This window comes from Neisseria sp. CCUG17229 (genome assembly GCF_047839235.1).
Taxonomy (GTDB): Bacteria; Pseudomonadota; Gammaproteobacteria; order Burkholderiales; family Neisseriaceae; genus Neisseria; species Neisseria brasiliensis.
The window spans coordinates 936,758-952,214 of the sequence record NZ_CP181247.1 but is presented as its reverse complement, the minus strand read 5'-3'; the positions used below and the strand labels follow the sequence as shown (position 1 = coordinate 952,214).

General features: G+C 47.4%; 11 protein-coding genes, 1 other RNA gene and 1 pseudogene. 7 read left to right on the top strand and 6 right to left on the bottom strand.

Going from position 1 to position 15,457, the window contains the following annotated elements; genetic code table 11:
• Positions 1-1,851: a peptidoglycan DD-metalloendopeptidase family protein gene (locus ACM67B_RS04495; protein WP_416190327.1), complete on the top strand. Its 1,851-nt coding sequence runs from the start codon at positions 1-3 to the stop codon at positions 1,849-1,851.
• 387 nt (positions 1,852-2,238) lie between these two features.
• Positions 2,239-3,714, top strand: coding sequence for a S41 family peptidase (locus tag ACM67B_RS04490; protein WP_416190326.1), 1,476 nt, complete (start codon positions 2,239-2,241; stop codon positions 3,712-3,714).
• Positions 3,715-3,850: 136 nt separating this feature from the next.
• Here the strand turns inward: ACM67B_RS04490 and ACM67B_RS04485 are convergent, their stop codons facing one another.
• Together ACM67B_RS04485 and ssrA are read right to left on the bottom strand one after the other, a co-directional pair.
• Entirely contained in the window at positions 3,851-5,563 is a 1,713-nt protein-coding gene (locus ACM67B_RS04485; protein WP_416190325.1) for a proline--tRNA ligase, read from the bottom strand.
• A 430-nt stretch (positions 5,564-5,993) separates the two neighbouring features.
• Positions 5,994-6,357, bottom strand: a transfer-messenger RNA (tmRNA) gene (gene ssrA / locus ACM67B_RS04480).
• A gap of 205 nt (positions 6,358-6,562) precedes the next feature.
• On the opposite strand from ssrA, the gene ACM67B_RS04475 reads away from it, so the two are divergent.
• Positions 6,563-7,066: a DUF1841 family protein gene (locus ACM67B_RS04475; RefSeq protein WP_416190324.1), complete on the top strand. Its 504-nt coding sequence runs from the start codon at positions 6,563-6,565 to the stop codon at positions 7,064-7,066.
• A gap of 55 nt (positions 7,067-7,121) precedes the next feature.
• Here the strand turns inward: ACM67B_RS04475 and radC are convergent, their stop codons facing one another.
• Positions 7,122-7,799 (bottom strand): RadC family protein, encoded by a 678-nt coding sequence (radC, locus tag ACM67B_RS04470; RefSeq protein WP_416190323.1) that lies wholly within the window; start codon positions 7,797-7,799, stop codon positions 7,122-7,124.
• Positions 7,800-8,289: 490 nt separating this feature from the next.
• Here radC and ACM67B_RS04465 point away from each other — a divergent pair, with 490 nt between their 5' ends.
• The 3 genes from ACM67B_RS04465 to ACM67B_RS04455 are packed head-to-tail and all read left to right on the top strand — an operon-like array spanning position 8,290 to position 11,285.
• Complete coding sequence (locus ACM67B_RS04465) at positions 8,290-9,414, top strand: ABC transporter ATP-binding protein (RefSeq protein WP_416190322.1); 1,125 nt, start codon at positions 8,290-8,292, stop codon at positions 9,412-9,414.
• A gap of 15 nt (positions 9,415-9,429) precedes the next feature.
• Complete coding sequence (locus ACM67B_RS04460) at positions 9,430-10,407, top strand: ABC transporter permease subunit (protein WP_416190321.1); 978 nt, start codon at positions 9,430-9,432, stop codon at positions 10,405-10,407.
• Positions 10,407-11,285 (top strand): ABC transporter permease subunit, encoded by an 879-nt coding sequence (locus ACM67B_RS04455; protein ID WP_416190320.1) that lies wholly within the window; start codon positions 10,407-10,409, stop codon positions 11,283-11,285. Before ACM67B_RS04460 ends, ACM67B_RS04455 begins: the two co-directional genes overlap by 1 nt.
• Positions 11,286-11,399: 114 nt before the next feature.
• Here the strand turns inward: ACM67B_RS04455 and ACM67B_RS04450 are convergent.
• The 3 genes and pseudogenes from ACM67B_RS04450 to garL form a co-directional block, all read right to left on the bottom strand.
• A pseudogene (locus ACM67B_RS04450) lies at positions 11,400-11,591 on the bottom strand (IS30 family transposase); the annotation flags it as partial.
• A gap of 349 nt (positions 11,592-11,940) precedes the next feature.
• On the bottom strand, positions 11,941-12,831 hold the full coding sequence (garR, locus tag ACM67B_RS04445; protein ID WP_416190319.1) for a 2-hydroxy-3-oxopropionate reductase: 891 nt from the start codon (positions 12,829-12,831) through the stop codon (positions 11,941-11,943).
• A gap of 96 nt (positions 12,832-12,927) precedes the next feature.
• Positions 12,928-13,698, bottom strand: a complete 771-nt coding sequence (gene garL, locus ACM67B_RS04440) for a 2-dehydro-3-deoxyglucarate aldolase (protein WP_416190318.1) — start codon at positions 13,696-13,698, stop codon at positions 12,928-12,930.
• Positions 13,699-14,042: 344 nt separating this feature from the next.
• Between garL and ACM67B_RS04435 the strand changes: the two genes are divergently transcribed.
• On the top strand, positions 14,043-15,416 hold the full coding sequence (locus ACM67B_RS04435) for an MFS transporter (RefSeq protein ID WP_416190317.1): 1,374 nt from the start codon (positions 14,043-14,045) through the stop codon (positions 15,414-15,416).
• Positions 15,417-15,457 lie beyond the last annotated feature (41 nt).

Sequence of the window (15,457 nt, the reverse complement as noted above, 5' to 3'; positions counted from 1 at the left end):
ATGCGTTACAAACCTCTTTTACTCGCCTTATTGCTCTGTTTCGCCGCTCCTTCATTCTCAGCCAACGACTCGGCCAAAGAAAAAGCCGCTGCCACGAAGAAAAACACCCAAACCAAAAAAGCAACCGCCCCAAAAGAAGCAGCCAAAGCCACCGATAAAAAAACCGCTGCCAAAGATAAAAAAGACAGCGGCAAAACTGCATCTACTAAAACCAAAGAAAAAGCAAACAGCAAACCGGCTGAAAAAGCCAAAGCCGTTGCCAAAAAAGACGATAAAGCCGACAGCAAAAAAAGCAACACCAAAGCAGCAGACAATAAAAAAGCAGCCGCCCAAAACAAAGAACAGCCAGTGAAAAAAGCTGCCGCGAAAAACACTAAAGAATCAACCAAAGAAAAAGAAAGCAACAGCAAGCAAACCAACAAAAAAGCCGCCGCCAAACCTGAAACGGCAGCAAAAAAAGACAATAAAAAAGAAGCGGCCAAGCAGCCTGCCAAGCAAGAAACGGCTAAAAAAGAATCTGCTAAAAAAGAGCCGGTAAAAAAAGCAGCTGATAAAAAAGAAACAGCCAAACCAGTCGCTAAAGCCAATGCGGCCAATGATAAAAAAGCCGCTGCCGCACCAAGCAAAGACAGCGACGAATTACGCGCCACCGTCAGCGCCGCCACTAATGATTTGAACTCCAAGCAAGCTTTGAACAAACGCACGGCCGATTTCTTGGTGCGCGTGAATGCTGATTTGAAAAAGCTGCAACAAACCCGCAACAGCTTATCCAACATCAACCGCCAGCAGCGCGATGCATGGAACAAATTGCAACAATTGGATAAAGATTTAACCCGCCTCAAAGCCGAAGTGGGCAACACTCGTGCTCAGATCTCGCGTTTTGTTTCCGGAAATTATAAAAACAGCCAACCGAATGCCGTTGCCCTATTCTTAAAAAATGCCGAGCCAGGCCAGAAAACGCGTTTCCTGCGTTATACCCGCTACATCAATGCATCTAATGAAAAAGTGATGGCGGACTTAGCCAAGCAACAAAAAGAATTGGCCGCGCAAGAAAACAAAATCAACAATGAATTAAGCCGTCTGAAACGCCTGCAGGCCAATGCGCAAGCAGCGTTGAAAAAACAAGGCGCAAAAAATACCCCTGAGCAAGTCGAAAGCCGCCGCCAAAATGCCGCGATGGCCAAAGACGCAAAAAAATCAGTGACCCAAAAAGACAACGAGCAGCGTTTGAACAATCTGATTAAAGATTTGGACAAACAAAAAGCCGAGCAGCGCAAAAAAGAAGCCGAAGCGCGTAAAAAAGCAGCGGAAGCGCGTTTGGCCGCTGCCGAAAAAGCCCGCCAAGCTGCCAAAGCCAAAGAAGAGCAAGCTGCGAAAGAACGTGCCGCTATGTCGAATCTCACCGATGAAGACATGAAGCTGCAAGCACCGAAATCAGGCAGCTTTGTCACCATCAGCAATCCAAACAGCTTCAGCCGTATGCAAGGCCGTCTGAAAAAACCGGTCAACGGTATGCTCTCGGGCTTGTTCGGCCATCAGCGTGAAAGCGGCGAAATGTGGAAAGGCGTGTTCTACACCACGCCACCTGCTGCGGTGAACAGCATTGCCGCCGGTAATGTGGTATATGCCAGCGAACTAGAAGGCTACGGCAATGTGGTCGTGGTCGATCATGGCGACAAATACGTCAGCGTATATTCAGGCTTGAGCGAAATCGGCGTGGTGAAAGGATACAGCGTCGGCCAAGGCCATAAAATCGGTACCAGCGGCACCCTGCCAAGTGGCGAAGAAGGCCTGTATTTGGAAATCCGCTACAACGGCCAAAACATGAATCCACTCTCTTGGATTAATTGATGTTCAGACGGCCTTAATATGCAGATTCAAAGCATATTAAGGCTGAGACCTTTGCAAAATCTTCATCTTTGGCACATTTCTTCGTTATGCGCTGCTTGAAAGATTGCCTATCTAATTGATATATCTTCGCTTTCTGTGCTGATCTAACTTCGAACTGTACTCAAATCTGAAGATTTTACAAAGGTCTCAGGCCGCCTGAACATTGAATCGCATGATAAAAAAGCATGATTTCGTGTCAAACAAACAGTTGCTAGCATTTTTTTACCCTAAAACGGTTGTTTCATCGGGCCAAATCGCCTAAAGTTCCACGAACGATGACTTAGGCCGTCTGAAAATAGCCTAATTTTTCAGACGGCCTCACAAAGCACACAAAGAAAGTTAACAATAATGTCGAAATCCACTTTGAAAAAAGTTGCACTTTACACCTTGGGCGCATTCAGCGGCGTGGCACTCAGCCTCAGCGTTCAAAGCATTGCCGCCGAAAAAAGCGCTAAAGACGAATCTTTGCCGGTGAAATCCATCCGCACCATGGCTGAAGTTTACGGCCAAATCAAAGCCAATTATTACCAAGACAAATCCGATGAAGAATTATTCGAAGGCGCGATGAAAGGCATGGTTGCCGATCTTGACCCGCATTCTGAATACATGGATAAAAAAGGCTATTCCGACCTGAAAGAAAACACCAGCGGCGAATTTGGCGGCTTGGGTATGGAAATCGGCCAAGAAGACGGCTTCATCAAAGTAGTTGCCCCGATTGAAGATACACCGGCCGAGCGTGCCGGTGTGAAAAGTGGCGACTTCATCGTCAAAATCGACAATACGTCAACCCGCGGTCTGACCGTGAGCGAAGCCGTGAAAAAAATGCGCGGCAAACCGGGCACCAAAATCACCCTGACCCTGTCGCGTAAAAATGCCGACAAACCCATTGTGGTGAATCTGACCCGCGCCATCATCAAAGTGAAAAGCGTACGCCATCACCTGCTCGAACCGGGCTACGGTTACATCCGCGTGACCCAGTTCCAAGAGCGCACCATTGCCGGTGTCAACGATGCTGCAAAAGATTTAACCAAGCAAAACGGCGCGCCATTAAAAGGCTTGATTTTAGACCTACGTGACGACCCCGGCGGCCTGCTTAACGGTGCAGTTGGCGTATCGGCTGCTTTCCTGCCGAATGATGTGAATGTGGTCAGCACCAAAGGCCGCGACGGCAAAGCCGGTATGGTATTAAAAGCCACGCCTGAAGATTACATCTTATCCAGCGGCAAAGACCCGCTTGATGGCTTACCTGCCGAATTAAAAACTATTCCGATGACGGTATTGATTAACTCAGGCTCTGCTTCCGCTTCGGAAATTGTGGCCGGTGCGCTGCAAGACCACAAACGCGCCGTAGTCGTGGGCACACAAAGTTTTGGTAAAGGTTCAGTGCAAACCGTGATTCCGTTGTCCAATGGCAGCGCGGTTAAATTGACGACTGCTTTGTACTACACGCCAAACGACCGCTCGATTCAAGCGCAAGGCATTGTGCCGGACGTGGAAGTGAAAGACAAAGACCGCGCCTATGAAAGCCGCGAAGCCGACTTAATCGGCCATATCGGTAATCCTTTGGGCGGCGCCGACGTCAACAGCAGCAACGAAATCCCTGAAACGGTTGAAGAAGCCCTGAAGCAAGAAGCCAAACCGAAAACCGACAAGGAAAAAGAAGAAGACATCATCGCCCGCCGCACACCGAATCCGGCCAAAGATGACCAATTACGCAAAGCTTTGGATTTGGTGAAAAACCCGACCGAATGGCAAAAATCCTTAGGTTTGGCAGCGAAAAAACCGGCACCGAAAAAAGATGATAAAAAAGAAGATAAGGAATAATCCTTAATCTGAATTTAACATCAAACAGGGCAGAATGTTTTCTGCCCTGTTTTTTGCTATCTTTCGTATCAACCAATAAAGGCCGTCTGAAACTATTCGCTTCAGACGGCCTGTTAATATAAATTACAATAAATACTTAAGCTTTCAGCGCAGCTACAACTTGAGCCACCACATCACCAGTCGCAATGCTTTGCGATTCGGTATCACGGCGTTGTGCATATTCTACATTGCCTTCTTTCAAACCACGGTCGCCAATCACGATACGGTGCGGAATGCCCAACAATTCAGAATCGTTCAACAACACACCGGCGCGCTCATCGCGATCGTCCAGCAACACATCCACACCCTGCGCTTGCAGTTCGACATAAATACGGTCAGCTGCTTCACGCACTGCTTCGGATTTTTTATAGTTCATCGGCACAATCACCACCTCAAATGGAGCCATAGCCGACGTCCAAATGATGCCGCGTTCGTCATGGTTTTGCTCAATGGCCGCTGCCACCACACGCGTCACGCCGATGCCGTAGCAGCCCATTTCCATGATTTGCGATTTGCCATTGTTGTCCAAGAAAGTGGCATTCAAGGCTTTAGAATATTTATCGCGTAATTGGAACACATGCCCCACTTCAATACCCCGCGCCAGTTTCAGACGGCCTTGTCCATCAGGGCTGGCATCGCCCTCCACCACATTACGCAAATCGACAAATTCAGGCTCTGCCGAATCGCGGCCGAAGTTAAAGCCGGTGTAGTGGTAGTCGTCTTCATTGGCACCAATCACCCAATCCGCACCTTTTTCAGTGGCAAAATCGGCATAAATCTTGCCCTTGAAGCCAACAGGCCCCAGAGAACCGCCATTGGCACCGAATTGCGCCAAAATCGCTTCCGGAGCCGCCATACTCAAAGGAGATTTCACACCGGTCAATTTTTCCGCTTTAATGTCGTTGAACTCATGATCGCCGCGCAACAGCAGCAACACGATTTCGCCTTCTTCTTCGCCTTCAACCACGATCGATTTCAGCGTTTGCTCAATCGGAATATTTAAAAATTCCACCAAGGCCGCAATGGTTTTCACATTCGGCGTATGAACCTTATCCAATGTCGCTTGCGCTGCCGCACGCTCACCACTCAAAGGCAGCGTTGGCGCCAATTCAATATTCGCCGCGTAATCAGACGCATCGCTATAGGCAATCACGTCTTCACCACTTTCCGCCAGCACTTGGAATTCATGCGAACCGGTACCGCCGATGCTGCCCGTATCCGCTGCAACAGGCCGGAAATCCAAGCCTAAACGGTTGAATACACGGCAATAAGCATCATACATATCCTGATAAGTCGCCTGTAAAGATTCAAAATCCGCATGGAACGAATACGCATCTTTCATCACAAACTCACGCGCGCGCATCACACCGAAACGCGGGCGGATTTCATCACGGAATTTGGTTTGGATATGGTAAAAATTCTTCGGCAATTGCTTGTAGCTGCTGATTTCCTTGCGCACAATATCCGTAATCACTTCTTCACAAGTCGGCCCCATACAGAAATCAGCATCTTTACGGTCTTTCAAGCGCAGCAATTCCTTACCGTAAAACTCCCAGCGGCCAGATTCCTGCCACAATTCAGCAGGCTGCACCACCGGCATCAGCAATTCCACACTGCCGGCACGATTCATTTCCTCGCGCACCACGTTTTCCACCTTACGCAACACGCGTAAGCCCATCGGCATCCAAGTATACAAACCCGACGCCACCGATTTAATCAAACCGGCACGCAGCATTAATTGATGGCTGGCAAGCGAAGCTTCCGCAGGTGCTTCTTTTAAAGTAGAGATAAAAAATTGACTGGCTTTCATGATGTCTGGTTCGAGTGTTCAAAATAAACGGCTATTGTAACGCGATTGACAAAAATTTAATAATTTTTCAGTTGTCAACGGAAATTTGTACACACCTTTGCAGCGCTTTGTTTTACTTAGAAATTTTATTTTCAGACGACCTAGAATATCAAAAAATACATAACTTATTGATTTTATTGAATTTAAATTGATTAATTTTTAAGCAACTTAACAGCATGATTGTCGCTAAAACGTTTTTTTTGTTTATTCAAAGTTTACCCACAAGGTTATCCACAGAGTTTGTGTATAGATTTTCACGCTTCTGCAATATAAGCTTTTGTCATTCGAATGACTGTCAAATTGCAATCATATACATGCGTTTGTCAAGATTTTTTCTCAGCTAATACAAAATAAAAAACGCCATGTTTAGCAACATGGCGTTTAGAGAATCTGGTGGAGGCGGGGGGAATTGAACCCCCGTCCGAAAGTCCTCTACAAAGCGTTCTACATACTTAGTCTTGCCTACTTAAAATCTTGCTCCCCTTGCGCCGACAGACAGGCTCTTGGGAAGCCAGTTACCTTAAATCTTATTTTCCGCCAAGTAACCCGACGGAAAACCAGCCAATGTAAAATGACGTTGCCGTAGGTTTGACCCTACACAGCCCATCGGCCAACTGCTGCAACGGCTAGCCTTAAGCGGCTAAAGCGTAAGTTTCGTCGTTTGCGACTATTTAAATTCAGTGTTTTACGGGAATCTGAGACCCCGGTATGCCCGCATCTGCTTCGCAACCCCCGTCGAAACCAAGATCGCCCCCAGATAGGAAAGGTTTATTATACGCAGTGTATGCGGTTTTGCCAATCTTTATCAGGCCGTCTGAAACGATTGTTTGTGGCAAGCCGGATAAAAAAGGGCTACACTCTCTCGATTATTTCGCAACGCCTACTTAATTTTCAGACGGCCTATTGATATATTTGTTTCAAATAGCAATAACGCAAGGCCGTCTGAACAGGATAACCACTATGTATGATGTCAACACACACGATGTGCGTCGTTTCTTTGCCCATGTTTGGCAACACCGCTTCACGCCGCTGCAACTAGATGGCTTGCAGCAAAAGGCTTTGCGCATCATTGAAGCGCATCCGGAATATGAACATTATTTGGCTGACATCGACAATTATTTAGATAAAAACTGGCTGCCGGAAGATGGGGAAAGCAATCCTTTTTTACATATGTCGCTGCATTTGTCTTTGCAGGAACAAGCGGCCATCGATCAGCCGCCGGGCATTCGGGCGATACATGCGCAATTGTGCGCGCGTTATCATGATGACTGGGTTCGCGCCGAGCATGAGATGATGGACGCGCTGGCGGAAACCTTGTGGGAAGCGCAGCGCTATGGTCGCGGTTTGGATGTGAATGCCTATATGACACGTTTGCGTAAACTAGTCGGCTTGGGGCAGGAAGAGCACGCGCGGTTGAATCCGCATGACGTGGGTTTGTCCGATAAAATCAGTGAGCGTGAGTAACAGAATGATGAGGCCGTCTGAAAGTTGATTGGCTTTCAGACGGCCTTGTTTCATGTTAATCCATCAACCCCGCCTGCCGCATAGAATAAGCTTCCCGCGCTGTCACCACAAAATGATCCAGCAGCGAAATATCCACCAAATTCAATGCCTGAGCCAACCTTTTGGTGAACTGAATATCCGCTTCAGACGGCCTTGCGTGCCCGCCCGGGTGATTGTGGGCGATAATCAAGCTATCGGCGTATTCTTCAAGCGCCAGTTTGACGATTTCTCGGATATAAACCGTGTTTTCTGCCACCGTGCCACGCGACAATTCGCGCACAGAAATTAGTTGATTTTGACGGTTAAGCAACAAAGCCAAGCTGACTTCGACTTTTTCATGCCCTAAGTTGAGCCGCAAATAATCACCGGCAGCTTGCGGATTATCAAGCGTCATATTTTGCTGCAACTCTTCGCTTAAAATTCGCCTTCCGATTTCCTTTACCACGGCAAACTGGGTGAAGCTGGCCAAGCCCATGCCTTTATGTGCCGCCAATGCACGCGCATCCGCATTCATCAGCTTACCCAAGCTGCCGAATTGTTGCAGCAGATAACGCGCCAAATCCACTGCACTCATGCCGCGCGTGCCGACCCTGAGCAAAATCGCCAGCAACTCAGCATCGCTCAATGCTGCTGCACCCCGCGCCAATAGTTTTTCACGAGGCCGTTCCCCTTCGGGCCATTGTTTGATACTCATACCAACCTTTAAGCTATGACTTTGATTACAATTTAACAGTATAGCAAACCCAATCAATACTCAACTTCCTGATTACATTCATCAGCACATCAAAATATCCAAATCCATTTTCAAATATGCTCAATGCCGTCTGAATACAAACCGCTAAAATCATATTATTCTATTCCTTTTTTACCACGGAATCATGGCAAATCTGCTTAAATCAACCATTAATAAAAATTTAATATTGCCCCCAACCCACTTAGGCTAATATAATATTAAGTTCACTCAAAATCTTTCTACGTCTTCAAAATTAAATAGTCTGCCAGCCAGTTTATTTAATTTTGGGAACGTTGTTCCCCTTTCCCGCTGCCCGTGCGCTCTGCAAGCGTTTTCAGACGGCCTTTTTTTATGCCTTCTGAAAATGTCTTCCAGCAATCAAACAGCTTTTTATCACCCATCGAAAATCCGTTTTGCCGGTACTCGTTTCAATTTTTGGAGTATTGCCATTATGACCGCAACCACTGCGTCTTCTGCCAAACCTTATTTGCAAATCCAAGGTTTGGTGAAAAAGTTTGGTGACAATTACGCTGTCGATAACATCGACTTGGATATCTATCAACACGAAATCTTCGCCCTTTTGGGCAGCTCGGGCAGTGGTAAATCGACGCTGCTGCGTATGCTAGCGGGCATGGAAATCCCGAATCAGGGCAAAATTATTCTGGATGGCCAAGATATTACCAAACTGGCGCCGTATGACCGCCCGATTAATATGATGTTCCAAAGCTATGCCCTGTTCCCGCACATGACAGTTGAGCAAAACATCGCTTTCGGTCTAAAGCAAGACAAAATGCCGAAAGGTGAAATTGATGCGCGCGTAGAAGAAATGCTGCGCTTGGTTCAGATGACCAAATTCGCCAAACGCAAACCGCATCAGCTTTCAGGTGGTCAGCAGCAGCGTATCGCCTTGGCACGCAGCTTGGCCAAACGCCCGAAAATTTTGTTGCTTGACGAACCATTGGGTGCGCTCGATAAAAAACTGCGCCAACAAACCCAATTGGAGCTGGTAAACACGCTTGAGCAAGTGGGTGTTACCTGCATCATGGTGACACACGACCAAGAAGAAGCCATGACTATGGCAACGCGCGTGGCGATTATGTCTGACGGCCAATTGCAGCAAGTCGGTACCCCAAGTGACGTGTACGACTATCCAAACAGCCGCTTTACCGCTGAATTTATCGGCGAAACCAATATTTTCGAAGGCGTAGTGGTGGAAGACCATGCCGATTACGCGATTATCCAGTGCGAAGGTTTGGAAAATCATGTGCGTATTGACCACGGTTTGGGTGGCCCTGCCGAGCAAGATTTGTGGGTGAGCATTCGTCCGGAAGACATCGATGTGTACAAAGACAAACCGGAGCACTTGGGCAATTACAACTGGGCGCAAGGCACGGTTAAAGAAATTGCCTACTTGGGCAGCTTTGCCATTTACCACATCCAATTGCCAAACGGCCGCGTGATTAAGAGCCAAGTGCCGGCGCCTTACTGGTATGTGCGCAACATTACCCCGCCGACTTGGGACGAAACCGTTTACGTAAGCTGGCCTGAAAACCAACCTACTCCGTTGTTCCGATAAACAAGGAATACCGCGATGAATTTAACCCAATTAAAGAAAAAGCTGTTCCGCAAGCCGGGGCAGCGCATGGTGATTGGTATCCCGTATTTGTGGCTGCTGATGCTGTTTCTGATTCCGTTTGCGATCGTGCTGAAAATCAGCTTCGCCGAGCAGGAAATTGCGATCCCGCCGTTTACACCGCTCACTACTTACGATGAAGATTTCCGCCGTCTGAATATTCTGCTCAGTTTCCAAAACTATGCGGATATTTTCCAGAATTTCTGGGCGACGTTGGGTCAATTGCTCAATCCGTTCAGCAATAGTAACGACGAAAACATTTACCTGCTGACTTATTGGTCTTCGATTAAAACCGCGCTGACGACAACCATCATTTGTCTACTTATCGGCTATCCGACGGCCTATGCCATTTCTCGCGCCAATCCGTCGATTCGTAACGGCTTGCTGCTGGCGATTATGTTGCCGTTTTGGACATCATTCCTGCTGCGTGTTTACGCTTGGATGGGCTTATTGGGTCACAACGGCATCATCAACAACTTCTTGATGAAAAACGGCATCATCAGCCAGCCGCTGGATTTGTTCTACAACGCGTTCTCCTTAAATCTGGTGATGGTTTACGCCTATTTGCCGTTTATGATTTTGCCTTTGTACACGCAATTGGTGAAACTCGACGGCCGCTTGCTCGAAGCCGCTTCCGATTTAGGTGCCGGACCGATTAAATCATTCTTCACCATTACCCTGCCGTTGTCGAAAACCGGCATCATCGCAGGCTCTATGCTGGTATTCGTGCCGGCAGTTGGTGAATTTGTGATTCCGGAATTAGTTGGTGGCTCGGAAAACCTGATGATCGGTAAAGTATTGTGGCAGGCATTCTTTGACCAAAACAACTGGCCGCTGGCTTCTGCCGTTGCCGTGGTGATGGTGATTCTGCTGGTGATTCCAATTGCGCTGTATCAGCACTACGACAACCGTCAAATTGAAGAAGGATCGAAATAATGCATAAACAAAAATTATCTTGGTTCTTAAAGCTGATGCTGTTTATTTCATTGGCGTTTTTGTATATCCCACTGTTTGTGTTGGTGATTTACTCATTCAATGAATCCAAGCTGGTAACGGTTTGGGGCGGCTTCTCCACCAAATGGTACTCTGCCTTAATGCAAAACAGCACCATTTTGGAAGCTGCGTGGTTGTCGCTGCGTATTGCTGTGGTTTCATCATTGGCCGCAGTGATACTCGGCACCCTGGCCGGCTATGCCATGGCGCGCATTAAGCGTTTCCGCGGCAACACCTTGTTTGCCGGCATGGTTTCCGCGCCTATGGTGATGCCGGATGTGATTACCGGTTTGTCGATGTTGCTGCTGATTATTCAGGTGCAGATGTTCCTGCAAAACAGCGAATGGCTGCAAGCGCTCTACTTCGACCGTGGCTTCTTCACCATTTTCTTAGGTCACACCACCTTATGTATGGCCTACATCACCGTGGTGATTCGCTCGCGTTTGATTGAATTGGATCAATCGCTGGAAGAAGCGGCCATGGACTTAGGTGCACGCCCGCTGAAAATCTTCTTCGTGATTACCTTGCCGCTGATTGCGCCTGCGATTGCTTCCGGCTTCCTGCTGGGCATTACCTTGTCGCTGGATGACTTGGTGATTACATCGTTCTTGTCGGGTCCGGGTTCTTCAACCTTGCCACAAGTGATTTTCTCTAAAATCAAACTGGGCTTAGATCCGCAGATGAACGTATTGGCAACCATCTTTATCGCTGTGATTGGTACGCTGGTTATCCTCGGCAACTATTGGATGATGCGCCAAGCCACCAAGCGTGATCGTGAAGCTGCCGAAGCTTACCGCCAAGAAAAAGCAGCGATTCAATAAATTAACTGCATAATGCAAACAAAGAGCCACTTTTACAGTGGCTCTTTTTATTAGGTGTATTAGGTATGTCCCAAACAAACAGAGGCCCTTACATTCGCATTTCAAGTGCAACGCTCAAATGCCATTGGCAAGGGCTGCTGAAAACAGATCACCCGGTGTCTCATAGTCCAATGTCTTTCTCGGTTGGCGGTTAAGGGCCTCCTAAGCCCCTAATCTTTTAGCACCCAGTTTCCTAAAATCCGTCCCCTTTGGGAAGTATTGCCTGATCAGCCCGTTGGTATTTTCCACCAAGCCTTTTTCCCAAGAAATTTATGCTTTCAAATTCCTAAGTAAATTGGGGAATCTAAGATAACAACTTTCATATATTTATACAAAAAAAGGAATCGACCTTCCGAACTTTCTCTCGAATAACGGGAATCGATTATAGCTATCTAAAAATTTTGAGATCTACTAAAATCCCAAAGCTCCAATTTATAGTCGTTTAAAATATAAACAAGATACAGCAACAGCGACCATTGTGTACACATAGTACATAAAAAGCTGGCAACGATGTATTATTTTTATTTTTCAAACGACTAGAATTAAATCTTGAAAAATATATGTACCAATAAAAAACAGGGCTGCTTCAGCAACCCTGTTCAGATTAAACGATGAATCAAGCACCGCGTTTAACTTCAGTATTGGTCAATTTTTCATAGTAGCGCGCTAATGCACTGTGGTCTGACTGACCGTGACCGTCTTGTTTCAAGACTTGCATCATTTCCATCACCGCAGCGGTCAATGGCAGGCTGGCGCCGACGCCGTGTGAAGTATCCAAGGCATTGGCCAAGTCTTTGATGTGCAAATCAATGCGGAAGCCCGGTTTGAAGTTGCGGTCGAGTACCATAGGCGCTTTAGCATCCAATACGGTGCTGCCGGCCAAACCGCCACGAATCGCTTGGTAAACCAATTCCGGATCCACACCCGCTTTGGTTGCCAATACCAAGGCTTCAGACATGGCGGCGATGTTCAAGGCTACGATCACTTGGTTGGCCAATTTGGTCACGTTACCCGCGCCGATGTCGCCGGTGTACACCACTGAACCTGCCATGGCTTTCATTACGTCGTAGTATTTGTCGAACACGTCTTTGCTGCCGCCAACCATCACAGACAATGTGCCATCGATGGCTTTAGGTTCGCCACCGCTCACAGGGGCATCCAACATTTGTACGCCTTTTTCTGCTAAGGCTTCGGCAATTTCGCGGCTGGCCAAAGGTGCAATCGAGCTCATGTCAATCACGGCCAAACCTTCGCGTGCGGCTTCAATCACGCCCTTTTCGCCCAACACCACGGTTTTCACGTGTGGCGAGTTTGGCAACATGGTCACCACCACATCCACTTGCTCTGCCACTTCTTTCGGCGTTGCTGCGCTTTTTGCACCTGCAGCCACCACTTCAGCTACGGCTTCTTGATTAAAATCCAATACCACCAGTTCGTAACCTGCTTTCAACAGATTTTTGCTCATGGGTTTGCCCATAATACCTAAGCCGATAAAACCGATTTTCATAATCTTCCTTTCTGTTCGCATTTACTCATTGGTTTTCAGACGGCCTAATAAATGCCGTCTGAAACAAGACATTCGTGATTGAATGCCGTCTGAAACTTATTTTAAAAATTTGTCTGCCAAGGCTTGGCTGGCACCGCGGAACACACCCAAATCGCTGCCGACACCGACAAAAGTGGCGCCCCATTCAATATAGCGGCGGGCATCTTCTTCAACCGGTGCCAAAATACCGCAAGCTTTGCCATGACGTTTGGCTGCTGCAAAAATATCCTGAATCACTTTTTGCACTTCCGGATGGTTAGGCTGGCCGAGATAACCCAAAGCTGCTGACAAATCGCCCGGGCCGACAAAGATACAATCGATACCTTCCACCGCAGCAATCGCGTCCACATTTTCCACTCCCAAGCGGCTTTCCACCTGCACCAATACGCCGATATTATCGTTGATTTTATTGAAGTAATCCGGAACTGAGCCATAGCCGTTATTACGATGACCGACCGATACGCCGCGGATACCCACCGGCGGATAACGGGTAGAAGCCACTGCCTGAATCGCGTCTTCTTCTGTTTCAACATAAGGCACAAGAATATTGTAGAAACCGATGTCCAGCAGGCGCTTAATCACCACAGGGTCATTTTGCGGCGGACGCACCACCGGCATGCTATTGCTGTCTTTCAAAGCCATCAGTTGTGGCACAAACGACAACACATCATTCGGTGCGTGTTCACCATCCAACAAAATCCAATCGAATCCAGCCAAACCCAATACTTCAGTGGTAATCGGGCTGCCCAAAGCGCTCCAGCAACCAATTAGTTTTTCATGGTTCAGTAAACGCTGGCGTAATGGGTTAGGAAAATATTTCTCATTCATGCTATGGCTCCTTATTTTGAGATTTGAAACAGTCTAAAATTTTTCGCCTGTTTTATCATCGTGCAAATGCCTAAAAAACAGCAGCTGGTTTGGCAAAATTATGTGCATCGGCAGGTCAGGTTTTGTTGATTATGCTGAATACGCCTTTCTCGCAAGCGGCTTTGCCAAGCTTATTATAAATAAAGACTGAGTAAATACTTCGTACTGCCGCCTAAAAACCGGCCAATACAGCAAAAAAAATTTAGGCAATTGCCCGATTATTTTCAAAATAACGACAGATAAAATAATTAAGTATTTGAAAAATATATCTTTATATTCTTTCTATTAATATTAAGGAGAAGCTTATGAATGGCATTCATTCAAGCAGCAACCCTTCCGGCGCAGAAATGAAGCCGACTCGGGTGCGCTGGGGCATTGTGGTTCTGCTGTTTTTGGTGACCGCAATCAACTATGGCGACCGCGCTACCCTTTCTATTGCCGGCAAACCGATGGCCGAAGCCATGGGCATTGATGCGGCGGGTATGGGCTGGGTGTTTTCAGCATTTTCTTGGGCGTATGTTTTAGGCCAACTGCCCGGAGGCTGGCTGTTGGATAAATTCGGCTCGAAAAAGGTCTATTTCTACAGTATTTTCTTCTGGTCGCTTTTTACTTTGCTGCAAGCTGGTGTCGGCATGTTTAGCGGCATGTGGGCGCTGATTATTCTGTTTTCATTGCGCTTTTTGGTCGGTATTGGCGAATCACCTTCTTTCCCGGGCAACAGCCGCATCGCTGCTGCTTGGTTCCCAACCAAAGAACGCGCAACGGCGGTCTCGATTTACAACTCTGCCCAATATTTTGCCACTGTGATTTTTGCGCCGATTATGGGCTGGCTTACGGTAGAAATCGGTTGGCAGTCGGTATTCATCTTCATGGGGGTTATCGGCATTATCGTCAGCTTTGTTTGGCTAAAAGTGATTTATGCACCGAAAGACCACCCGCATGCCAATCAGGCCGAAATCGACTATATCGAAGCAGGCGGCGGTTTGGTGCACATGGATGAACACAATGCCAATAATAAAAAAGCATCGGAAAGTCCGAAATTGGGCTACATCAAGCAATTGCTCGCTAACCGCATGATGATCGGCATCTACCTTGGCCAATATTGCATCAACTGCTTAACCTTCTTTTTTATTACTTGGTTTCCGGTGTATTTGGCGACTGAACGCGGCTTGGATTTGAAATCAGTGGGCTTTATTGCCGCGATTCCGGCCATCTGCGGTTTTGTCGGCGGTATTCTCGGCGGTGTGATGTCGGATAAATTGATGAACAAAACCGGCAATCTGGCGCTTGCCCGTAAAACCCCGATTGTGCTCGGCATGTTGTTTTCTATGAGCATGGTGTTTTGCAATTATGTCGATTCGATTTACCTAGTGGTGTTGTTTATGTCGATGGCCTTCTTTGGCAAAGGCGTAGGGGCGCTGGGTTGGGCAGTGATCGCCGATACTGCGCCAAAAGAAATCATGGGCTTGGCCGGTGGCTTATTTAATATGTGCGGTAATTTGTCGGGCATTGTGTCACCAATCGTCATCGGCTACATCGTGCAAAGCACAGGCCGCTTTGAATATGCCCTCATCTTCGTTGCCTTACACGCCTTCCTTGCGGCATTCAGCTTCTTATTTATCGTGGGCCCAATCAAACGCATGGAATTGAAACCGCTAGAAGAAAAAGCAGCCGCATAACGTTCAGACGGCCTCAAACAAACAATAGGCCGTCTGAAAAA

Bases quoted from the DNA above. Each gene is read 5' to 3' on its own strand.
- ACM67B_RS04495 (WP_416190327.1), top strand. From the start codon at position 1: ATGCGTTACAAACCTCTTTTACTCGCCTTATTGCTCTGTTTCGCCGCT.
- ACM67B_RS04490 (WP_416190326.1), top strand. From the start codon at position 2,239: ATGTCGAAATCCACTTTGAAAAAAGTTGCACTTTACACCTTGGGCGCA.
- ACM67B_RS04485 (WP_416190325.1), bottom strand. From the start codon at position 5,563: ATGAAAGCCAGTCAATTTTTTATCTCTACTTTAAAAGAAGCACCTGCG.
- ACM67B_RS04475 (WP_416190324.1), top strand. From the start codon at position 6,563: ATGTATGATGTCAACACACACGATGTGCGTCGTTTCTTTGCCCATGTT.
- radC (WP_416190323.1), bottom strand. From the start codon at position 7,799: ATGAGTATCAAACAATGGCCCGAAGGGGAACGGCCTCGTGAAAAACTA.
- ACM67B_RS04465 (WP_416190322.1), top strand. From the start codon at position 8,290: ATGACCGCAACCACTGCGTCTTCTGCCAAACCTTATTTGCAAATCCAA.
- ACM67B_RS04460 (WP_416190321.1), top strand. From the start codon at position 9,430: ATGAATTTAACCCAATTAAAGAAAAAGCTGTTCCGCAAGCCGGGGCAG.
- ACM67B_RS04455 (WP_416190320.1), top strand. From the start codon at position 10,407: ATGCATAAACAAAAATTATCTTGGTTCTTAAAGCTGATGCTGTTTATT.
- garR (WP_416190319.1), bottom strand. From the start codon at position 12,831: ATGAAAATCGGTTTTATCGGCTTAGGTATTATGGGCAAACCCATGAGC.
- garL (WP_416190318.1), bottom strand. From the start codon at position 13,698: ATGAATGAGAAATATTTTCCTAACCCATTACGCCAGCGTTTACTGAAC.
- ACM67B_RS04435 (WP_416190317.1), top strand. From the start codon at position 14,043: ATGAATGGCATTCATTCAAGCAGCAACCCTTCCGGCGCAGAAATGAAG.